We start from the raw sequence: 23,968 nt of genomic DNA, 5'->3' as shown, positions 1-23,968 counted from the left end.
AATCCTTTACAATCAATTAAATAGATATCAAGTCATGCAAGATTATATAGCTTTCGCAAAAAAGAATGAAGTAGTTTTAATGGATCGCGGTAACTGCCAATTTTGTGGTGCCAATACACGGAAAGGGATTCATGAATGTCTTGAAATTTTCAATCTCGGGTTTCAGGAAATTGACTTTACAAATATTGAAAACAATGTATATAGATTTAAAATGGTTGATGCGCATGCACTACAACACCCTGAAATTCATGGAAGATGGAGCAACCACTTTCATCTATCCAGACTGCAACTGATCTTAAAATATGACATTCAATGGACTTACAGACATTCCCCAAAACTAAGCGATTATCTGAATAAATATAAAATTGATCATCTAAATGAATTCTTGATTCCACCAGATCTACTTAATCGAGGAAGCATTACCACTACCGATGTTCTAGAAAAATCCAAGAATGGGGAGGATTGTAAACAAATAATTAATGATTGGGCACGAGAGGTTTACAGTTCATGGAGCTACTATCATAGTTTGGCAGATCTGATAGCCAAGGGATTCTTGAATCAAAAATGACCTCTAGGCACATAGCCTGAATGAATGGATATCGGTAACAATTATAGATATTACAGATTACCATTGGAAAACTCTTATGAACCATGGGACCGAGCAAATGGATTTGACCGTTTGAATTTGTATTTTATAATTTACCTGCCCACTCAATGGCTTTTGTACATGACCTTTATTGGGTTGTTAATACATCTAAAATGGTACGCAATTTGATCGGCCATGTTGTCGACCTTATCCAAAATCAAATAGGCGTTTGTCTCGCGGTATCTACTGCCCTTTGGCACCAGAGTGGCACGGTTATGTATTAGCCTTCTATCCCAGTACCTTCCATCATACCTGGACGGTGTTATTTTCACATGCGGATTAATAAGGGGGGAATCGGAACCATTTTTACTAGAATTATCGTAATCCAATATTAAACTTACTATGCCAAAACCTTCTGATTTATTGATGAACCCAACCCAATTAATAGTATCGTCCAAAGGTGTTTTTGATAATGAATCAAGTTGCTTTGCAGGGCCATATAATGGTAATTCATGAAATTTACCCAAAGCGTCGGGATAAATCAAATGTGTGAACAATTTATCCATCGTTATTTCATTATTTCGCAAGAGAAAGAGTTTGGCATCTTTGCTAAATTCCATGCTGGATGAATAAATAAAGTAGGGTAGGCCCGCATAAAAAGAGTATTTGCCCTCCAGGTCAATTTCCCCATATCCTTCAACCTTTCCTCTTTTGACCAGTTCAAGCTGATAAGGATTGTTCTGTGTGATTTTGGCATTATCCAAATTTAGATGCCCTATTGTCTTGTAGTCTTTGGAATTCTCTTTCTGAAAATTCGGGGCCCAGTGCATATTATTACCGTCCCTCTTGAGAAGGACCCTCTTTTTTTTAAGAAATAATGACGAAAGTTGGCCAGGGTATAGTCCTCTTTTCAGTTTGTCATCCGTAGAACTTAGATCCGCAACAAAATGCTCGTTTTCAATTTGTAGTTCGAAACCTTCCCCCAAGACCTTTAGACTATCCGTTGGATGTATGGAACAATATTCTGGTTGGGAATTCAGGATAGAGAATGTTCTCTTTTGGTAAGCGTCCATTGTAATTGGTAAAATGTAGGTCACAGTGTCCCCAATTGTCCTTTCCCTTAACAATTTTTCCGCGCGTATGGTTTCTCCCGAATCCTGATCTCTTAAAAATATTACTGCCTCGCGATGGCTTGCGGTCTTGATTTTGACATACGCCAAATATCGTGGCACACCAGCGGTTTCAGCCAGCACGATTGTTTTTTCATGTTGACAATAAGAACAGCCACATAACATTTCGATTATCAATACTAAAAGTAAGTTTACGAAACCTTTTTTATATTTCATATCATTTTTTTTTATATTTTTGATATCATTACTTTACCTAAAATAACGATATATAATTAAATCATCGACCATTTATTACCAAAAACTGAATGAACATAGTTGTTTCCAAAAACAAAACACGATTGGGGAAAAAAGCGGCAAGAAAAGCCGCCTCGCTGATAAGAAAGGCCATATCCACAAAAGGAACGTCCAACATTATACTTGCAACGGGAGCTTCCCAATTTGAAATGCTTGAGGCATTAATTGAAGAGAAAATTGACTGGTCCGCAGTTACATGTTTTCACTTGGATGAATACATTGGTCTGCCACAGGACCACCCGGCACTGTTCAAAAATTATCTTGAAGATCGATTTGTCAATATAGTCCGCCCAAGGAAATTTCACTTCATTGATGGAAGAGCAAATGTTGCTCGAGAGCGCAAAAGACTTCATGAATTGATCATTAGGCACCCCATTGATGTTGCTTTTGCAGGAATTGGTGAAAACACCCATTTGGCCTTTAATGATCCCCCTGCGGATTTTTGCACCAATGAATCTTATCTAGAGGTCACATTGGATGAGCAATGCAGAAAGCAACAGCTGGGTGAAGGATGGTTCAATAGCCTCCAAGAAGTTCCAACCAAAGCCATTACAATGTCAATCAATAGAATATTGCAATCAAGGCATATTATCTGCAGTGTACCCGAAAGTCGGAAAAGTAGGGCCGTAAAGAAGGTTGTGGAAGGCTTGGTCACACCAGAAATTCCGGCCTCAATTCTCCAAAATCACCCTTCAACCTATTTGTATCTGGATAAGGAGTCTTCGCATTTAATTGAAATCTAAGATGATGAAATGTCCATAAACAAAAGGATTGCCAGGCTTATCGGACTTATTGGCCCAGGTCTTTTTCTGATAGGTTACAATATTGGAACGGGCAGTATTACAACTATGGCCCAGGTAGGGGCTCAATTTGGGATGACACTCTTATGGACCCTGGTCCTTGCCTGTATATTCACCTATGTTTTAATGGTAGCGTATGGACAGGTCACCATTGTATCCGGAAAAACGGCCCTGTACAATATCAAGAACCATATCAGGTACGGTAGGTATTTAGCACTATATATCATGGTGGCCTTGATCATCGGTGAGGTGATGGCCTTAATGGGCATTATGGGCATTACGGTGGACCTTCTACAGGAGGGTGCAAGACTGATGGATGGGCGCTTTGTGGTAAGCACGGTCTCCTTAACGGTAATTTTGGTTTTGACACTGTTCGCTTTATTGTATTTCGGTAAATATGGGTCCTTTGAAAAGTTGCTGACCGTTATGGTTTTGCTTATGGCCCTGAGTTTTATAATTGTTTTGATCATGATAAAGCCCAATATCATCAATATACTGAAAGGCTTAATACCAAGTGTTCCCAAAGAGCCTGGCTCGTTTGAGTTGATTGCCGCGATAGTAGGCACCACCTGTTCCGCTGCAGTCTTTATAATCAGAAGCATTGTTGTCAATGCTAAAAAGTGGTCAATGGAAAACCTTAAAACGGAAAAACGGGATGCATTTGTGTCCGCGTTGATGATGCTTTTGCTCAGTGGTTGTATAATGGCCGTGGCCGCTGGTACCCTTGGGGTAGTCGGAAAGGATCTCGGCAACACCTTAGATCTGGTTTCGCTTTTTGAACCAATTGGCGGAAAAGTCGCATCATTCATATTGATTTTTGGGATTACAAGTGCTGCTATATCCACAATTATGCCTATAATACTTATTGCTCCATGGCTGATTACAGATTATATGGACAGGCCCAAGGATATTAAATCCCCCATTTTTAGGACATTGGGCGGTTTTGGACTGGTCTTGGGTCTTGGAGCTCAGTTCATTGATATGAGACCTCCTGCACTCTTGATTTTTTCGCAAGCCTTTCAAGCTTTAATACTTCCTGCCGTGGCCTTGCCCATATTAATACTTATCAACAACAGATCCATCATGGGCGTACACAAAGCATCCGGCGGCATAAACCTGGGGATCTGCTTGGTACTGATGTTTGGATTGGCCACCGCTTTGATGGCCCTAATTGAAATTTTAGATATATGAACAAGAAATTATCCATCTTTTTATTTTATAATTTCCTTTTTCTTTCTGCAGCGTTGGCTCACTTTCAAAAGGATGGCACCTCAACTGACAACATCCTTGAAGATGTAATTCTATATTCCGACGGACAGCTGATCGACCTGAAGTTCAGCAATGGGAAAATAAGTGAAATTCTTCCAAAAAAAACTCAAAAAGGACCCAATAATTTTCAAATCTATGTAGCCCCTGGACTGATAGATCAACAGGTCAACGGATATTTGTCCCATTCTTTCGTCAGTAATGACTTAAACAAAGAAAAGCTAAATAAAATCACCCAAAGGTTATGGGAAAATGGGATAACGACCTTCTTCCCGACCTTAACATCGGAATCAAGCCAAGTTTTACTACAAAGTTTCAGCAATCTTGATCACATACTAGGAGACACACAACTTGCCCAGTCTATTCCAGGGTTCCACTTGGAAGGACCGTATATTTCATCTTTGGACGGTTTTAGGGGTGTCCATAACCCCAAGCATATTCGTAATCCAGATTGGAAAGAACTCAAAACTTGGATCAAAGCATCCGGTAATAAAATCAAAATAATCACCCTCGCCCCTGAGCTGGATGGCTCTATGGAACTCATTAAAAAATGTGTTGCACACAATATCAAAGTGGCATTGGGCCATACCACGGCCAACGCCGAGCAAATAAACGAAGCGGTAAAACTTGGCGCTTCATTATCCACACACTTGGGAAATGGCTGCGCCAATATGATCCATAGACATTATAACCCGATTTGGCCACAATTATCCAATGACGGGCTAACAATCAGTGTTATTGCTGATGGATTCCATTTGACAAGGGATGAAATAAGAACTTTTTTTAAAGTAAAGGGTCCAACCAATATCATGTTGGTGTCGGACATAACCAGGTGGGGCGGCATGCCATCCGGAAAATATAGGGATTTTGACAAAGAAATTGTGGTCACCACCAGTGGTGCCATTATGATGCCTTCCGAAAATGTTTTGGCTGGGGCTTCATTCTTAATCACCAAGGGCATTGAAAAAATGATTGAATATACCGGGTGTTCCCTTGCAGAGGCCATTGAAATGGCCACAACAAATCCAGCTAGGGCCATAGGCTTGAACGATAGAGGAACAATCACAAGGGGGAAACGGGCAGATTTAATATGTTTTACCTACGAAAAAGGGAAATTTGAAATTATCAAAACAATTGTTGGGGGCAAGGTGGTCTTTGACAAGATGATTAAACCTTGAAACCAAGATCATTAAACAGGTATGCCGAAGCATCCTTACCACAAATCATGAGGATAACATGAATCAACCAACACAATTTCCTTTCTGTAAAACAGGGTCTGCAACCTTAAAAGCAATTTGCAAATGATCAAGTACATCAAAAGACTTTTTAAAATGGTTGGCCCTGGCTTTATCATGGCTGCCGTGGTATTGGGTCCAGGGAGTATTACCATTTCTTCCGACATAGGCGCCACTTATGGCTACAATTTCCTTTGGGTCGTTTTAATAGCAGCGATATTTATGGTAGGATATACAAATATGAGTACTCGCTTTGGAGTATTGCATGACCGATCCATATTAAGTTTGATAGCCAAAAAATATGGCAAATGGTTTTCCGTGTTAATTGGAATCAGCTCTTTTTTGGCCTCATTGAGTTTCCAATTTGGAAACAACATAGGAGCCGGAATGGGAATGGAAAGCCTTACTGGAATTGACGATACCTATTGGTTATTTTTATTTACCCCTTTAGCAATGTTGTTGGTTTTCCTTTCCCAAAACCTGTACAAGGCCTTAGAAAAGATGATGTTGGTAATGGTAGTGCTAATGATTGCCGCATTTGCAATTAACCTGATCTTCATAAAACCGGAATTTGACAAAATAGCTGTTGGATTTATTCCACGTTACCTCGCTATCGAAAACATGAATCCCATTATTGCCCTTGTTGGAACCACCCTTTCACTGAACGGTGCCCTTTACCAGTCTTATTTAGTTCAGAGCAAAGGATGGAAGCTCAAGGACAAAAGCAAAAGTATAAGGGATTCCAATCTTGGAGTTTTTCTATTGGCAACGATATCCGTATTGGTAATTATTACAGCTGCGGCTACATTGAACCCTTTCAATATTAGCGTAAATTCAGCTACGGATATGGCAATCCAATTGGAATCAATTCTTGGCAACCATGCCAAATATATATTCTCTTTGGGGTTTATTTCTGCTGCTTTTTCTTCCTTGATCATTAATGCGGTGATAGGAGGAGGATTATTGGCCGATGGATTGGGAATGGGCAAATCCATGAATGAGAAAATGCCAAAACTATTTACCGGGGTCATATTGGTAACGGGAATGATCGTTTCCATTTATGTGGCCAACAACATGGGCAATCCTGTTTATTCCTTAATCCTGGCCCAAGCTTCTTCCATGCTTTCGGTGCCGCTCATCGGCGTTGGTCTTTTACTGGTGGTAAACAGCAAAAAAGTGATGGGAATCCATAAAAACTCCCCGTACCAGAACCTGATTGGTTTGATGGGCTTCATGGTTATTTGCATTCTAGTTTTTATGATGTTCCAAAGGTTGATAAATTACTTTGCAGCACTCTAAGGCCATAATTCCTTATTATGATCAATCTTCTATTTCCAATCTTTGCAGAATATGCAGCAACTAGAATTGGAACATTTGATTTCAGAAATATTGGATTACGTTGGATTCTGCCGGGAAGCATTTTTTCCCCGCAATGAATAACACCGCATAGCTGTTACCGAAAGTCGTAATGGTAATTGACAGTTGAAAGCATACTGGTCTGGAGCCAGCGTGCGCAAATTGGCTAGCAAACCACAACTTGGATACCTGCGTTTTCCAAGGCAGTAATTTGTTCCTTGGTAACACCTTTATCCGTGATCAACACATCTATTTTGGATAAATCGCAGATAAACGCAAGGCTTTTTTTGAATATTTTGCTGGAGTCTGCCAAAACGAAAACCATTTTGGACATTTCTATCATTGCGCTATTAAAGTGTGCTTCCTCTATATTGGGCGTGGACAACCCATAATTTATATCCAATCCGTCCACACCTAGAAACAGCTTATCACAGAAATAATTCCTCAAACTTTTTTCCGCCGGTGTTCCAATTAGGGAAAAAGACTTCTTTCTCAGAAATCCACCAGGTATTATCACATTTACTTTATCATTTTTTGCCAATCTGTTAGCAATGTTCAAAGCATTGGTGATGACGGTCAATTCCGTTTCTTCATTCAAATTTTTGACCAGTTCCATCACCGTTGTTCCCGAATCCGCCATTATCGTATCTCCTTCGACAATGAAACTGGCGGCCTTGGCACCAATTGCCTGCTTGGCTTTAATGTTAAGCCTATTTTTCTGGGCAATATTATGGTCCACACCTACGGAGTCAACCTTTATTGCCCCTCCCCTTGCTCTGATCAAAATATTCTTCTTCTCGAGTTGTCCAAGATCATTTCTTATCGTAACCTCACTCACGTCATAAGTTTTGCTTAAAACACTGACATCTACCTTGCCATTTTGCTCAAGTTCTGATATGATGGCCATTCTTCGCTCTACAGTTGATCTTTTTTTTCCCATAATTTTGCCCTCTACTATTCTAATTCTAAAAACCAATACATAACATAGTGAAAACTACGTTCGAAATTAGTTAAAAAAATGCCATTAGGATTCTTTCGTAAAATTTAAGTTTGGATTTAATTCCTATCGGTACACAAGGTAAAGTAAGAATGTCATAATATAGTTCAAATAATCGGGTCATGGCCCAATATATACTTTGTTCCAGCTTTATCCTCCATCACCGTCTTGTGTTTATGCCTTCCCCTTCAGTTTAAATGAATAACCATTGAGGAGGAAAGGTATATTTTATGGCCTTGAAACCTCTGCCCATCAATTCAATTGTTTCCTCGGAACAATATCTTCAAGTGCATCTTTGTCCCCCCTTGACGGTCCATGCCATATCCCTCCTCCAAATGTAACAATATATATTTTTTCAGAATCCAAAGGGTCGGGCTGGACTCGTTTGCCCCATTTGAAATTGTAGCCTTTAATGCGTTCCCAACTGTAGCCCCTATCCATCGAACGGTATGCGGCTGAGTTGAATCCAGCAGCATAGTAAATTCCGCTTTTTTCATCAATGGTCAGGTCATGTATATGTTGGTCATCGGTCATCACCGATTGCCAAGTTTTACCATCATCTTCAGACAGGTAAATACCCCCGCCGACATTTTCAGAAAACTCCGTCCGTCCATATCTTCCCCAAGCGGAAAGAAGCAACCTGTCAGGTTTGGTTGGGTCCACCACCAAACTCGAAGGGCCGTTTACATTTTCGGGCAGCGATATCTTTTTCCATGTTTCTGCCCCATCAGTGGATTTGTACAATAACCCATCACCATCATTACCGATACTTCCATCATCGCTTTTCCTAAAAACCACCAAGTATAGGTCCCCTTTTTTACTTCGTGTCAACCTCCAGGCAGCTGGCTGGTCGCCTTCCAACCCCTTATTCTTTAAGCTCCAGGTCTTACCTCCATCCACCGTTTTGTAGACTCCTTTCCCGAAAGCAGCTACATAAAGCGTTCTTTCCTCAGTAGTGGACCCATGGTCCATGACCATATGGGTTGGTGCAATTTCTCCAATGCCGTGACTGATTACGGTCCATGTTTTGCCACCATCCTCACTTGTCAACACGCCGCCCTTGTAATCTGACATATCTTTATTTCTCCACATTTTTGGTCTAGGCAAATCGTGATTGGCGCTCATTGTAGCCCAAAGTCTGTTCTTAACTTCAGGGTCAAACTTTACCCAATAGGTAGTGTTCACCCAATGCCTCGGAACACCATTGTTCCGGGTAGCGCTTGTCCAGCTTTTACCTCCATCTTGACTTTCCATCAATCCCGTGTCGGTATCCGCCATAAAAATGTGTTGCCTATCAAAGGGGTCGAAGGCCAGCATATAACCGGTGGTTACCTGCAACCCTCGGGAAGTCCATCCATTTCCCTTGATTTTTTTTGTGTAGAGCTGTTTCCAGGTTTTACCCCCATCAACTGTTTTTACGGTTCTACCGAAATCCGTGCCAAAGCATAATTCCGGGTCATTGTCCGAGACCGACAAATGAAAAGGATTTTCTCCCCAGGTAGGTCCAAATCTTTCATTCAACCATCCCCGATCCATATTTTCGGTGGGAGTCTGGTTGATGTCTTTCCAAACCAACTCCCAGGTTTCACCATAATTCTTGCTTCTGGCCACGCCAATCGCAATGGAATCCTGGGAAAATTTTAAATTGGAATACGATAAATAAATATTTTCAGGATGGTAATAGCTTACTGCTATATCCCTATATTCCATATCCTCCGCTCCCTCCAGTTTTAGTTTTCCCAATGGAAAGTCGACCTGTCGCCAGCTGCGCCCACCGTTCCTTGTAACATAGATTTTGGAATCCTCGCCACCCCCGGGATTAAAATAGGATTTTCCTGTAATGATATAGATGAGGTGTTCTTGCGTTATACTATCTATCCCATCAACATATTTTGTAATCGAACCTGCATCCATTGGAAGATTGACATTTCCCCAAACCCCATTTATCTTTACGCCCAATCCATCCTTTCCGGATACATATATGGTTCTGTTGTCCACTGGGGAATTGGGGTCTATGAAAATGTTGTCCAAATCAAACCTCAGCTTATCCAGCACTTCCCAACTTTCACCTCCATCCAATGAAACTGAGAGTTCCATATAGAATCGTTGGTTTCTGCCCCTTGGCCAATAATCAATTTTTCTCTTTCTCGACAAAAGGTATAATCTTTGGGAATCCATGGGATCCACAGCAATACCTTCGACATTGGTCAAAATACTGTCCTTCGAAATTACCCGCTCATCTGCGTGGTCTCCTTGAGATACAATATCTATGATATCGTTAGGGCTTGGATGAATCGGTTTCCATGACACGCCATTATCCGTACTCTTGTACAGAATTTGCGAAGTTCCGGCGTAAACTATGTCCCCATCATTTTTATCAAAATCAAAGAATTTGGTCACTCCCCTTAGGTTGAACATTCTCCATTTTTGGCCCCCATCATAGGTTACAAATGACCCAGTCATGTCACAACTTACAAATACATTTTCATGGTCCGCAGGATTAATTGCTGGATTGAACATTGCCCCGCCCCCACCTGGACCAATAAAACCCCAATGGTCGTTTCTTCCATTAGCATTCGAATACAATGTTCTTCCGGTGGAGCTTTCACCTTCCCCCCTTTCCATTTTACAGGATATCAAAGAACAGAGACTGAACATTACGCCCACAAGTGAACTTGCCCGACCAAATGTATTTTTTCCATTCATATTATAGTTCCAAGAAGATATTATTTAATCCGTTCGGGGCTTACCATACCAAACACTGGAACCGAAGGTGGTAAGGAACACGTTCTCTACATTGTTTTCATCGACAATCACCCGATGACCCCAATGAAAGTCATAGTCCTTAAGCCTTTTCCAAGATTCACCATAGTCTTCGCTCACATATGCACCTTGGTTAAAGGTATTGCAGTAGATTCTACCAGGCTTGGCATTATCTACAGTAACATCATAGACATAATGGTTTTCATCAAAAACACGCTTCCAAGTATTCCCGGCATCTTCGGACATGAGGATACCTCCGTCCAAATCAAAAAATTCATTTCCACCGGTCGCCTCGGCAATATTTCGGCCCACCATATCGCTCAAGCTAATATCTGACCATGAGCCTAGGTAAAGTCGATCCGGATTATCGGGATCATAGGTCAGTCCATTTGGAAATAGGGTCCTTTCCCCGAGATCCAAAGGTGTCCAGGAAAGGGCTCCATTGGTTGACCTGTAAACCGCACCCATGAAAACTTCTCTTCCCGCTTTTTCATTTATATGGCGGGGGGTTGGACTAGTAATCAGGTATAACGTGCCATCTGGCAAGATGGTAAGCTCAAAAGCGGCAAGACTACCATCTATCCCCTGGTTGTGCAACTTCCAGTTTTTACCATCGTCCATTGATTTAAACACACCCTTACCATAAGCCGTGGCATACAGTGTCCTATTGCCTACCGGAGAACTTTGATCCAAAACAATTGAAGTAACCGGGGCATCAAAGTCCATACCTCCATTTGTTGGGGTCCAGGACCGACCACCATTTGTGGACACCGCAACGCCACCTTTTGCATATTGTTTCCATTTGGGGTTTCTGGTCATTTTACCCCGTGGAAAATCATGTAATGACGACCAAGCCGACCATATTTTGTTTTTTTTATCTGGATCAAATACCATCCAGTAACAAGTGTTTTGCCACTCCACAGGGATTCCCTTTGTCGATCTGGACCAACTTTTTCCTTGATCAAAGGAATGATGATATCCTATGTCCGTATAGCTAACTGCAATATGGGAGGTGTCAAATGGATCAAAATGGACACCGTACGAGGTGGTCACATCCAATCCGTTTGAACTATAATTTCCACCCTCCACCTTTGTAGAATAAACTGTCATCCAATTCTTCCCACCATCCACAGTTTTCATGCTTCGGTACCAATCCGTGACAATGGCCACATCCCCATCATTGGGAGCCACCCCTACATCGATCAATCTAATGAAATCATGTCCAAAAGCTTCCTGCACCCAGGCGTCCTCCAAGTTTGTTGCGTCATTGCCATCCCTTGTCCCGTATTTGCCCGAACCACCACCACCTTTCCAAACCCAGTTCCAAGAGTTGCCTGAATCTGATGATTTTAAGGCCCCGAACCAAACTGCATTTGAGCCATCATCCTTCTTTTCCACATATCTACTGGAGACCACATATACTTTTTGTGCATCATTTTCGGCTGCCGCCAAAGTGGAATAGGTTGGTAATGCATTGCCCTTGTTGGTTATGGTATCTCCTTTGTGCTGCTGCCAAGTTTCACCCAGATCTTTTGATATCCAAAGCGTGGTTGGGGCCAATTTGCCCAAATCCCTATCTGGTTCATTGTTGTGCAATCCGTAAAAAATGGTTTTATCCCCATTAAATATGTTACCTCCAGTAATGGAGAATGCCGGTATCATCTGGTCTGGATATTTAAATGAAGTGACCTTAAAGGTTTCCTTGTTTATTGCATTAACATTTGATGCTGTAAACACCAGCACCTTTGTTTTAAGGTTATGGGAATTGGTAAATATGAAATCTATATTTTCATCCAACTCCAATCTTTGCCAGGACTTTCCGCCATCTTGGGTATGAAAAAGGAAATTTTCCAAACTAAAGTAAATAGCATTGGAGTCATTTGGATCTACTTTGATATTTTTTACAATTGGGCTATAGGTATATGAAGCTGCTGTGTCATCAAAAATGTTGAATAGGGAGCTTTCTTTGGGCTCAATCGAATAGTTGGCATGGTCACCACTGAACGTCTCTCGAATAACATCCTCTTCAAAGGGATATACCCTTTTCCACGTTTTACCTCCATCCTCAGTTTTATTCAGCGTATTGGATCCAATATATCTTACCTCAGGGTCATTTGGGTCGTACGCAAATGAATACGATCCATTAGGATAGTTGATCTCAGTGTAGGACTTACCTCCATTGCTCGTATGATAGGCGCCTGTCATATCACAGCGAATCATAAAATCTTCTTCATTGTCATATGAAAAGGTGGGTATAAATGTGGAGCCGCCGCCGCCCGGCCCCATTCGCCTCCAACTGCTTTGAAGCTGCTTAGGTCCATTTTCATCCGTAGTTTTAATCGGATTTTCAGAACAAGAAAAAAGACATAAAATGATAATATTTAATATGATTTTGTTTTTGGTCCACATGAAGTCCATAATTAGTCTACATTTTTAAAAAAATTATTGAGAAACCTATCATCGTATCAGTCCGTTACAAGTATTTTTCCCATGGGGTACCAGCCCTCCTCATTAACACCTTTATTTGCCAACTTAACCCTTGGTATTTGATCGGTCGAACCCACTAAGGCAAGCTCTAACCGATATTCCCCAGGAGGAACATCAATGGGAACATATAGTTTTTCATCAAAAATCACATCACCCGGCAACCAATTCCTTATATCAGCACTTGTAAACAATACTGCTGTTTGCTTTTTGCCCTTTAAGCGGATTGCCAATCTATAATCCCTATAAATAGGGGCTACTCCTTTGTTCTCCCACCAAGACGAAATGATAATTTGTCCTTGCTGCCCTACCTTGGATGGGTAGGTAAACTTCCTTAAAACAAAACGGTACCCCATCTTCTTCAACCATTCAGTGACCAATGGATTCCATTTACTGGGCACAGGGGAGCTTTTTGCATTAAAAGTGGATACATGCCATTTCAACGCCTGTTCAAAAATGTAATTAACAACCTCTTCGTCATATTGTTCCTTTTCAAGCCATCGTAAAAAAGTTCCACATATTTCCATGGCAATGGGCGCTTTTTTCCAAGCGTCCTTCATCCCGCTCCTAACAATGTCCTGGGGATATACATCCAACATATGGGAAAAATCGTTCCAAAAACCCATGTCTCCCAAACAATCGATCCGCCACCCCAAATGACGCATATCAGAACCTTCACCATTGTTGGTTCCATCTGGCCAATAGGCTGCAATTTTGGTTCCCCTCACAAGTAATTCGGGTCTTGGGGCATCGCCATTGAGGGGTTGAAAAATAAGGTGGGTTTTTTTGAAATTGTCGAGATACTTGTTTATGAGACCAACACGTACGTGGTCCGAAAGCAAATGCATTCCATCACCCTCTCCCCAATATCCAATAAATGAAATATCAACAGCCTCCAAATGGGGGTGACCATCATATTTTTTACCCAAAGCCTCGATTAGTCCTCCGAAGTACTTGAGATATTCCGGATTCTCTGGATTTACCCTCCATTTTTTGCTCAACAATGTATCCGACTTTCCTTCCCCTGTCAATTTTCTGTACCATGAGGGCACATCCTTTAGGTCTCCGCCCTCATAAGGAGAAACACGGAGCATTAATGTTTGCCCTCTTTGTTCAGCTATTCTAAGTGCTTTATCTATAATGCCCCAATCGTAAAGTCCCGGCCCAGTTTCCAAAAAGCGCCAATTTATCCTATGGTATGCGATCGTGGTCTGTGGATAATCATTAGTTTCAAGCTTACCATCAAAATCTTGATATTCGATGGGGAAACCCTCGGTCCAATCCGTCCCTTCATTCAATTCATCCCCGTTGAATCTTTGAAAAGTCGTAAAACCAACCCCTGGGTTCAACAAAAGTTCATCACTTTCCTCTGGGTATACAGCGACCAGTTTTTGGGAAGAACTTTCGCCAATTTGTGCCCACATATTGCTGGAATAGAGAAGCCAAATAAAAAGGGCCACTTTTGGTATCAACCTCATCCTTTTGTCACTTAATCGTTCGGTTTTTTGCATTTTTATAGTACCTGATAAATATTTACTTGTCCATTGTTTACCCCGGAAACAAGCCCTTTTTTTGATTGGGAGCCCAGTTGGATGGCTTTCAGTTTTTTCACGTCCCCAGTGATAAAAAGCCCCGAATCCACGCCTTTGACAGGTATGAACCCACCTTCCCCATTCCCCTTTAAAAAAAGACCTTGACCGGCATCCGCTCTGGGAGTTTCGATTTCAGAATTATAAAGGTTTCCCGCAATAACAACATCTTTGATCCCATCCCCATCAAAATCATCATAAATAGATCCAAAAACCGGCGCAAGCTGTGCTAGTTTGGGCAGCGCATCAATTTGAAAACCTTCCCTGGTATTGACAAGTACACTACTGGAAAATGTCTTGGCCAAATACACATCGGAACGCTCCAAGGAATCTTTATTATATATATCCTCCAAACTGGACATGCCGAAAGACCTATAATCTTTGAATTTCTCTTTTATGGCGGGAATCTGTTGACTAGAGCAAGATCTTCCGCGTAGGGGATAGAGCGTATCATTTTCAACATAACTCAGTACTATGTCCAGGGAACCGTTGTCATCAAAGTCTTTTGAGTAAAGTCTAAATGGATCTTTGGCCGTGGTCTTATATTTATAATTTTCTCCAAGATTACCTACAATATAATCGACCGTGCCATCCCTATTTATATCCGCCTCAGTTATATTGAACCACCATCCTGAACTATTGTTCAATACCGGGTCATCATCTATTTTGACAAAGTCGTCACCTCTGTTCTCGAATATTGTAATGGGCATCCATTCTCCCACCAACACCAAATCCATCCATCCGTCATTGTTATAATCAGACCATACTGCGTCCGTTACCATTCCTGGAGATATCATTTCAGGGGCTATATCGTGAGTAACATCTTTGTACCTGCCATTTTTGTTTTCCAACAGATAACTACGTCCAGACTTGGGATAATTCCCTGGAAGCAGCCTCCCGCCCACAAATAGGTCCAAATCACCATCCTTGTCATAATCGGCGGCCCTTACCACTCCGCCACTGGAACGCATATTGGGTAAAGAACCGATTGACCTTTCAAAATTGCCTTTGCCATCATTGAAATAAAGTCTGTCCAGATAATATTTATGTCCCTGCGGCATTTCATTGCCACCGCTGACCACAAACAAATCCAGATCCCCGTCCGTATCGGCATCAAAAAACAATGCGTCAATGTCTTCGTAAAAACTATCCCTGGCAATGCCCGCGCAATATTTTTTAAAGAATTTACTATTTGCGGTTTGAATATATAGGGCCCCTTCAAACCCTTTGGCACCACCTACATAAAAGTCATCCAGTCCATCGTTGTTTACATCGCCAACGGCTAAAGCTGGCCCAAAAGTGGACATTTTATGAGGCAACAAAATTTCAGTGCCAAAATCGTCATGTTCGTTTTCTGTGTGGTTATGGTAAAGTTCGTACAGTGACGTTACCTTTGTAAAGATGGGGGAGTTGGATAACTCCTGTCGTGGAATTTCCCCAGAACTCTGCTGTTCCAATATTATAGATTGGTCAGCATTAATATCATTAAGCTCGATGGATGTCCCATTGGGCCAGTTTACCACTATCCTATCTACCTTTTTGATCTGCCCAAGCCCAAAATGCATAGTATAATCAACACTTGATTGGTATCCGCGGGTCACGTAGTGCTGCTTGAACTGTTTTTGGTTTCCAGACTGGACCATTACCGTTGATCCTATCCCGTTAATATTTTTTGCTCCCCCCTTCAGCTTTATTTTAATAAAATGGTTTTTTGTTATTTCAGTTGCATTGTTCCTATAAATATGGGCTTCTTCATCTATATTGTTTATGATCAAATCCATATCCCCATCATTGTCCAAATCGGCATAAGCCGCGCCATTGGAATATGAGGGGAGTGATATTCCCCATTCTTTGTTTCTTTTGCCAAAGGTTAGGCCGTCCTCATTCTTAAAAACCAAATTGACGGATTTTTCATCCGGTATACTGTCCAAAATATCCTTTACCACAGCTTCAAAGTTCGGACTTGGCTTGACAGATTCTGATAGGAGCCTTTTATCTTTATACTTTTCATAATCCTTATTATTTGTGTTTTTTCTCATCCCGTTGGTCACAAATAGATCATTAAGACCATCGTTGTCCAAATCAACAAATAAGGGAGACCAGCTCCAGTCAGTACTTGAAACCCCTGCTATTGGAGCTATGTCCGAAAATGTTTCGTTGCCGTTATTGAGCTGAAGGGTGTTTCTCATGTATTGTCGGTGACCCCCTAAACCCACCAGTAGATTAAATGCCTCGGGATCCATGGACCCCATATTGGTTTTTCTACCAAGGTTTGTGGTAGAATTCATATCCAATACCATTAAGTCTTGCCATCCATCATTGTTGATGTCAGCAGCATCGACCCCCATTGATGAATACGAGATATGTGACAATGACTCCAACGCCTTTTCGCTGAAGGAACCATCCCCATTGTTGAAGTACAGATAATCCCTGCCGGCAAAATCGTTACAGACATAAATGTCCGGGAACAAATCCTGATTGAAATCAACAATTGCGACCCCTAATCCGTCACCCAGTTTTGAGCGATTTATTCCTACAAATTCCTTTATTTCAGTAAAATAACCCAAATCATTTCTGAACAGTTTGTCCCCGGTATATCGATCTACATCTTGATCGTGAAAATTTTTGAAGATTTCCTTGACTGGCTTTACGGCGTGGTTCAACAAGAACATATCAAGGTCCCCATCAAGATCGTAATCAAAGAAACTCGCTTGTACAGAAGTGCCCCAATCATCAAGACCATATACCTTCCCTTTCTCTTCAAAAGTGTTGTTGCCCTTGTTAATGAACAAAAGATTGCTTCTCAAGTTTGGTTTCGTATTTCCCGACCTGCACATATAAATATCCAACAACCCGTCCTGATTGATATCCACCATGGTGACCCCTGTTTTCCAACCTTTCAAGTTGTCCAACCCGGATGATTTGGTAATATCTTTGAATTTAAAATCCCCCAAATTCAGATACAGCTTGCCGGATTTCTGGTTTGCGCTCAAATAAACATCTACTAAACCATCATTATTTATATCGCCAATGGCGACACCTCCCCCATTGTAAAAATTTGTATAAGTGAACACGTTTTCTTCGATATCCTCCTTTATAACATTACTGAACGTTATCCCAGTTCGGTCAGAATCCATCAGTTCCAATATGGTAAATTGATTTTCTTCATTGATGGAACATCCCAAAATGCAGTATAGCACAATGGAAAGGTAAACGAGAAAATAATACTTAATCCTTGCTTTCATATTTTTCCGGGACTTTATCATTCTGGTACTAAAATCGCTAAAATCAAAAGCAATTAAGCCTTGTTGGGCTTAATTGCTTTGACAACATAACACTACACCACTAACTCAAAGTAAAAGCTTTGTCCCAACTCTTAGTTGCCCAGCTGATCATTGGCATCAATTTCTTTCTGTGGGATTGGAAAATAGACTTTGTCTTCATTTAGATACCCGAAATTTTCGTCAGGATACTTACTTTGCAAATTTGACCGCCACAACTCAATATACCTGCCGCTCCTGATCAAGTCCATTCTTCTTTTACCTTCCAAAAAGAATTCCTTGCCCCTTTCATCCAAAATGGCATCCCTTAATTCTTGTTGTCCCATATCTGGTAATGGAGTAGCGTTGGACCGCGACCTAATTTCATTCACCAAGGTCAGTGCCTCACCAGAATTACCGGATTCGTTCAACGCCTCTGCCCTGGTCAATACAATGTCCGCGTATCTTAAGATGGGGTAATTGACCCCTATGTACGCAAAATCCCCATTGGCAAATTCAAATCGGTCATTACCTCCCAAGTATTTACTGGAAACCACGGAGTTACCAGGTAAACTTCGCAAGCTTATTTCTGGATCCAAGGATAGTTCATCATATTCCGGCGTTCCTTCCGCAGCATAGTAGCGTGGCAGCCCATCGTCATCTCTTAACCGTCCATCCTGAAAACCGTTGTTCAATAAATTTCTTCGGGTGTCCCCAGGTTCAAACGAATTATAAAAATCAACCGCAATTGAAATCCGTCCCCAACCCCCTTCAATATAGGTTCCGGCGAGAGCATGCCATCCTATCTGTGAAACAGGTCCTGTCCCATCATCTGTGGACATTACAGCAAAAATCCATTCGCCCGAAGCTTTATTGGCTACATTAAACACATCTTCCACGCTAGCGAGAAGGGAATATTCCCCCGATCCCATTACCGCAGCAGCATCATTGGCAGCCTCGGTCCAGTTTTTGGCATTTAAATGTGTTTTGGCCCTTAAGGCCAGGGCCGCGCCGCGGCTTGCCCTACCCGGAGTGGAGGAATTGCCCAATACAGACTCCGCATCCGATAAATCCTGCACGACCTGAGCGATCACCTCTGCTTGTGAGCTTATGGGAAGATCCTCGTTAGTCTCCCCGAGATTCAATATTACATCACCAAAATTAAAGGCCAGATCATGATAGGCCAAGGCCCTTAAAAATTTGGCCTCCCCAATATATCCAGCCTTCACAGATTCGTCGATGGGCATACCTTCTAGTATGGAAATAGCGAAATTGGCGGCACCAATAGTCTTATAGGCGCCATCCCATAAATTTAGAATTTCACCTTCATTGTTGTTCCAAGTTCCCAATTCCAAGGCCGAGGCCCCCCATAGGTCCCTACCATAGGTGTCCGTTGGCTGCTCGCTCACGTTCAGATAGTCATACTCATAGTACGTTCCCCAATTGGTACCTCGAAGGGCACCATAAACCGATAAAATCAGTCCTTCCGCATCCGACTCATTTTCATATGCATTTTCAACGACCAAATCGGAATATACGGTTTCAGCAAGCTCTTCAGTGCATGAAACCAGACCTAGTGCCAAGATTAAATATACCGAAACAAAATTTTTCATGTTTTTCATATTTTTCATATTTTTCATAATGTCAATTTTTATTTTAGAAAGTTGCCTTAACACCTAAAGAATAGATTCTGGAATTTGGATAACCAAAATCATCCACTCCTCTATTAATACTGCTTTGTGTACCTGAATAATTGAAGCTTACCTCAGGATCGAATCCCGTATAATCCGTAATTGTCAGAAGGTTTTGACCTTGCAGATAAATATTCACATTTTTTATCCAAGATATTTTATCAGTGCTGATGTTATAACCCAACACCATGTTTTTAAGTCTTATATAACTGCCATCTTCAATAAAATAGTCATTTACGTAAGATCCATATTCCCCATCAAACCAGTTCTCACCGGGAAGGGTTCCCGTTGTGTTAAAATCACTATACCGTTTTGCAGCATTTACACCTAACTGTCTATCCAATGCAATGGCCTTGAAATTGAACAGATCATTTCCAAAAACTCCCTGCCAGAACATATCCAAATAAACTCCCTTGTACTCAAAATGATTGTTAAATCCTAGCGTGAAATCAGGGTTTGCATTACCAATTACCGTCCTATCATCACCATTTATGATCCCATCACCGTTGACGTCCTCATAGAGTGCTGTTCCGGCATTAAGACTATTTGGCTGAGGGGCATAGGTCTCGCCCTCCTGGAGAACGCCAATAAATTTGTACCCATAAAAATCACCTATTCTTCCGCCTTCTATTATTCGTCTGAACACATCGGAACCTACCTCTCCATAGGGCTGTCTTGCCACCTGAATATTAATGGGGTTGTCCCCATCCAATTGCGTAACCTCATTGTCATTGGTTGAAAAATTCAGATTTGCGTCCCATTTAAAGTCTTCTCCAGTTGCAATTTTTGCACCCAAAACAACTTCCACACCCTTGTTTGTCATGGACCCAACATTATCTATGATAAATTGAAAACCTGTAGATGGAGCAGAAAGAGGCTTACTAATAATTAGATCATCGGTATCTGATTTATATACATCAATGGAACCATACAATCTATCATCCCATAGACCAAAGTCAAGCCCTACGTTCAACATCCCTGTGACCTCCCATTTTAAATTTGGGTTAGGCGCAAATTCACCATCGGGCCCCAAACCTATTGAGGTAGTTGATCCATCAAAGCTATATGCATCAGTCGCACCTACCCTTGCCAATGATGTATATGGACTAATGTTGTTGTTACCGGTCAAACCATAGGAAGCCCTTAGCTTAAGGTCCGAGAACAAGGAATTTTCCATGAAACTCTCTTGCGACAATCTCCAAGCCCCGGATACCGAAGGAAAATATCCCCACTTGTTATTCTCACCAAATTGGGACGCTCCGTCACCCCTAATGGTTGCTGTTAAAAGAAGTTTGTCCTTATAGCTATAATTGAACCTGCTAAAGAACGATATTATTTTACTGGACCATTGTGAACTGTTGATGAACTGATTTTGAGCTGAGCCCAAATTGTTATACGAAGTTCGATCCGTCGGAAACCCTTCCCCTGTTAAACCATAGCTGAAACCATTAAATTCCTGGGTTGAGGCACCAGCCAAAACATTTAGATCGTGATCCTCCCCAAAAGTTTTATTATACATAAGGGTACCTTCCAAAAGATAGTTTGTCTGGGATATAGCATCAATACTACCACTGGGCACGTCTCCTGTTGCGGCATAAGGTGCAGGTTGATATTGCGAAGTCTGTCCTGAATTACGGTCATAACCGGCATTTAACCTTGCCATGAGATTATCACTAATTTCATGATCAAGGGTTAGGTTGCCATAGTTGCGCCAAAATTCCCTATCATTAATGCGTGTGGTAAAAAATCCTATTGGGTTCAAAAATGGTTGGGTATCCCTGGAAAATATATTTCCCTCATGAATCGATCCATCCGGGTCGTACGCCGGTCTGCCGGGCACGGCCCTAATTATTGTGGAATAAAACGGTGAAAGGTTTCTGGACCCAGGGGATTTGATAACACCATTGGCCTTTATCCTTGAGGAATAGAGATTCACCGCCAATTTAGTTTTATTTCCAAACTTGTGGTCTGCATTAAGACGTGCCGAAGCCCTTGTGAATTCGCTGCCGATTATTATTCCCTCTTGACCCAAATAATTTCCTGAAAAAGAAAAATGGGAATTTTCGCTTCCTCCCGAAGCCCTGATGTTATAATTTGTAACAGTGGCGTTCCGAGTGACCTCATCAATCCAATTGGTGTTGTTTCCTGCAGAAACGGCCAAATCCTCATCACTGTACCATGGGTTACCGTCATTTGGCCCGGAGGCATACAACTCATTGGTAATCCTTGCCGCATCCTCCCAATCCAAATATTCCAATGAACCAATAATGGATTGAATACCGGTTGATATGTCAACATTTATATCGGTTCTTCCAGCTTTACCTTTTTTAGTTGTTATCAAAACAACACCTGAGGAGCCCCGCGAACCATATATTGCCGCTGAGGCCGCATCCTTTAATATATCAATGGACTCAATATCTTCCGGGGAAATTGAAACTCCAGGATCCAAAGGAAACCCATCGACCACATATAGGGGTTGATTGCTATTGGATATTGAGGTATTCCCCCTAATAACAATATTCAATGCCTGACCCGGTTCCCCATCATTGGCAGAAACCTCTACACCAGCGGCTCTACCCTGGATCATCTGGGCTGCTGAAGACACAGCCCCGCCCAAGGTTACTTCTGCCGTGCTAAGGGACACGACTGAACCGGTCAAATCCCTTTTTTTGACCGATCCATAGCCGACAACAACCACTTCATCAAGATAGCCAAGTTGCTCTTGCAAGGATACATCAATGGAAGATTTTCCCCCAACAACAAATGACTGCGTTTCATAGCCCACATAAGAAAATTCCAATACAGCATCTCCATTTGGGACCTGTATCGTGTAATTTCCATCAAAATCAGTCGTAACGCCAACTGCGCTACCTTTAATCACCACATTCACCCCTGGCAATGGAGCTCCGTCGCCAGCATCGGTAGTTTTTCCAGATACTGAAACCTGAGCAACCAATTCAAAGCTGGTAAATAAAGTAAATACAATAATTACCAGGAAAGTTTTAGTCAATTTCATTAGTTAATAAGTTTAGTTAGTTAATTCATTCAATAAAAATAATGTTTCGTAAGTTTAAAACAATTTTACACAATAATATGAAGGTTTTATATAAAAAACAACTTATTTTTTCTTCTTTTTGTTAAATAAAAAGAAAATATTAACTGGAATTAACCAAAAAATATGTATACGACAAGGTTTGAACAGCATTGCCCTTTCGTTTGAGGCCTTACATAAAGAAGACGGACATGGGGCAAAAAGGGGATGTTCAATGTCAAAAAAATCCCAGAAGGGAATTTTTCGTTTTGCCAAGACAAAAGCTTTTGGGCCGAAAGCCCTCAAGGGCCTCCATTAAAAATCCGTATGACCGGATTATTACTTTAGGGGCTGATTGAAATCATTATTACCGCCATCCACTTTTTCCGAATCCAGTGCCAACAAAAAAGTAGCTGTCACGGCAAACAAAATTCCTGTAATTTTTGCCCACCCGGGAACAAGACCTAAAAATAGCATTGATATCACGGTGGTGATCAATGGGGCTCCAGCATTTGTCAATGGCGAAACCACAATGGCCTTACCTGTTCTAAACGCATAAACCAGGCATAAGACACCAACAGAATTAAGTATTTGAATTCCTGCGGCTAAAAAAGGTCCATTAATTCCCCAATTTATTTCTTGGGAAAAGTCTGTCATATAGATGGCCACAGGAATCAAATCGATACCGGCAATGGCCATATAAAAGAATATACTGCTCACCTGCATGGTACGGTTTGCAAGCTTCAAGAAAAATGCCTGCACGCCCCATGCGATTAAAATGATAATCGACAAAATAAACCATAGGGTCCCATTGTCATTGTCAGGGTTGTTCTCAGAATATTCAAAAAGAGGCAAGGCAATCATAGCCAATAAAATACCAATAGCGCCCATCCACCCGGTACGCTCTCTAAGCAAGAAGAAAGAAAGCACTATGGTCACCACCGGAGAAAGTGAAATTATAGGAAAAATCAAATACGCAGGACCAATGGTCAAACTATAAAAGAGGACCATTTGGCCCCCAGCCCCAAGAAAACCAACTATAAACCCATAGAGCAATGATTTTTTATCCAGCTGTATTCTAGCCTTGGACCGTTTTAATATAAAAACCGTGGGTACCAGCATTGTAAGGGCCCATACGCAATATATCAAAGTATCCGGAAAACCATTTTGGGCAGGAACGTTTGTGAAAGCGCCCCAAAATCCCCAAAACATCATTGTGGTCAAGGCGTATATTAGCCATGGTTGCGGTCTTTTTCCCTTCATAAGTTTGTCACAAAAGAATTAATTGTTGAAAGTGATACGAACTACGCATTAAAGCTGCCCAAAACTATTTATATTGAGATAATACAGCCTCAATCCTTATTAATTTTCTTTTTTTTATCAAAGCGCCAACTTGGAAACGGATCAATCCTTTATACCATCAAGAAAACATCGTCAGACTTAAAGAAAACTCAAATACATCTTTGGCTCTATTTAACCTATTTCT

The 23,968-nt window shown here is 41.4% G+C and carries 14 protein-coding genes; 5 read left to right on the top strand and 9 right to left on the bottom strand.

The features are described 5' to 3' along the window. The first annotated feature begins 34 nt into the window (after nt 1-34). On the top strand, nt 35-568 hold the full coding sequence (locus tag FGG15_RS18205; RefSeq protein ID WP_138839024.1) for a DUF5946 family protein: 534 nt from the start codon (nt 35-37) through the stop codon (nt 566-568). A 143-nt stretch (nt 569-711) separates the two neighbouring features. Here the strand turns inward: FGG15_RS18205 and FGG15_RS18200 are convergent, their stop codons facing one another. Then, nucleotides 712-1,932, bottom strand: coding sequence for a hypothetical protein (locus tag FGG15_RS18200; RefSeq protein ID WP_138839022.1), 1,221 nt, complete (start codon nt 1,930-1,932; stop codon nt 712-714). 89 nt (nt 1,933-2,021) lie between these two features. Here FGG15_RS18200 and FGG15_RS18195 point away from each other — a divergent pair, with 89 nt between their 5' ends. From FGG15_RS18195 to FGG15_RS18180, 4 genes are all read left to right on the top strand, one after another. Next, nucleotides 2,022-2,753 (top strand): glucosamine-6-phosphate deaminase, encoded by a 732-nt coding sequence (locus FGG15_RS18195; protein ID WP_138839020.1) that lies wholly within the window; start codon nt 2,022-2,024, stop codon nt 2,751-2,753. A gap of 9 nt (nt 2,754-2,762) precedes the next feature. After that, nucleotides 2,763-4,001 carry an Nramp family divalent metal transporter gene (locus tag FGG15_RS18190; RefSeq protein WP_138839018.1) on the top strand — a complete coding sequence of 413 codons (1,239 nt, stop codon included), beginning with the start codon at nt 2,763-2,765 and terminating at the stop codon, nt 3,999-4,001. Beyond that, nucleotides 3,998-5,254 carry an N-acetylglucosamine-6-phosphate deacetylase gene (gene nagA / locus FGG15_RS18185; protein WP_138839016.1) on the top strand — a complete coding sequence of 419 codons (1,257 nt, stop codon included), beginning with the start codon at nt 3,998-4,000 and terminating at the stop codon, nt 5,252-5,254. The genes FGG15_RS18190 and nagA overlap by 4 nt, the downstream gene beginning before the upstream one ends. A gap of 123 nt (nt 5,255-5,377) precedes the next feature. Beyond that, complete coding sequence (locus FGG15_RS18180) at nt 5,378-6,610, top strand: Nramp family divalent metal transporter (RefSeq protein ID WP_138839014.1); 1,233 nt, start codon at nt 5,378-5,380, stop codon at nt 6,608-6,610. A gap of 223 nt (nt 6,611-6,833) precedes the next feature. Here FGG15_RS18180 and agaR read toward each other — a convergent pair whose 3' ends face one another. From agaR to FGG15_RS18140, 8 genes are all read right to left on the bottom strand, one after another. After that, a complete protein-coding gene (agaR, locus tag FGG15_RS18175) occupies nt 6,834-7,607 on the bottom strand; it encodes a transcriptional repressor AgaR (RefSeq protein ID WP_138839012.1) in 774 nt (257 codons plus the stop codon). Nucleotides 7,608-7,916: 309 nt separating this feature from the next. Beyond that, a complete protein-coding gene (locus FGG15_RS18170) occupies nt 7,917-10,289 on the bottom strand; it encodes a VPS10 domain-containing protein (protein WP_161992004.1) in 2,373 nt (790 codons plus the stop codon). Nucleotides 10,290-10,394: 105 nt separating this feature from the next. Further along, a complete protein-coding gene (locus tag FGG15_RS18165; protein WP_138839007.1) occupies nt 10,395-12,845 on the bottom strand; it encodes a sialidase family protein in 2,451 nt (816 codons plus the stop codon). Nucleotides 12,846-12,892: 47 nt separating this feature from the next. Further along, nucleotides 12,893-14,389, bottom strand: a complete 1,497-nt coding sequence (locus tag FGG15_RS18160; protein ID WP_161992003.1) for a DUF4832 domain-containing protein — start codon at nt 14,387-14,389, stop codon at nt 12,893-12,895. Nucleotides 14,390-14,424: 35 nt separating this feature from the next. Further along, nucleotides 14,425-17,745, bottom strand: coding sequence for a CRTAC1 family protein (locus FGG15_RS18155; RefSeq protein WP_161992002.1), 3,321 nt, complete (start codon nt 17,743-17,745; stop codon nt 14,425-14,427). Between the two features lie 131 nt (nt 17,746-17,876). Next, a complete protein-coding gene (locus FGG15_RS18150; protein WP_161992001.1) occupies nt 17,877-19,373 on the bottom strand; it encodes a RagB/SusD family nutrient uptake outer membrane protein in 1,497 nt (498 codons plus the stop codon). Between the two features lie 43 nt (nt 19,374-19,416). Then, entirely contained in the window at nt 19,417-22,467 is a 3,051-nt protein-coding gene (locus FGG15_RS18145; protein ID WP_138839000.1) for a SusC/RagA family TonB-linked outer membrane protein, read from the bottom strand. Between the two features lie 354 nt (nt 22,468-22,821). Beyond that, nucleotides 22,822-23,745 carry an EamA family transporter gene (locus FGG15_RS18140; RefSeq protein WP_138838998.1) on the bottom strand — a complete coding sequence of 308 codons (924 nt, stop codon included), beginning with the start codon at nt 23,743-23,745 and terminating at the stop codon, nt 22,822-22,824. Between the last annotated feature and the right edge of the window lie 223 nt (nt 23,746-23,968).

The sequence above is a fragment of the Flagellimonas algicola genome, from assembly GCF_005937185.1.
Lineage (GTDB): Bacteria > Bacteroidota > Bacteroidia > Flavobacteriales > Flavobacteriaceae > Flagellimonas > Flagellimonas algicola.
This window is presented reverse-complemented; position numbering and strand designations above follow the sequence as displayed.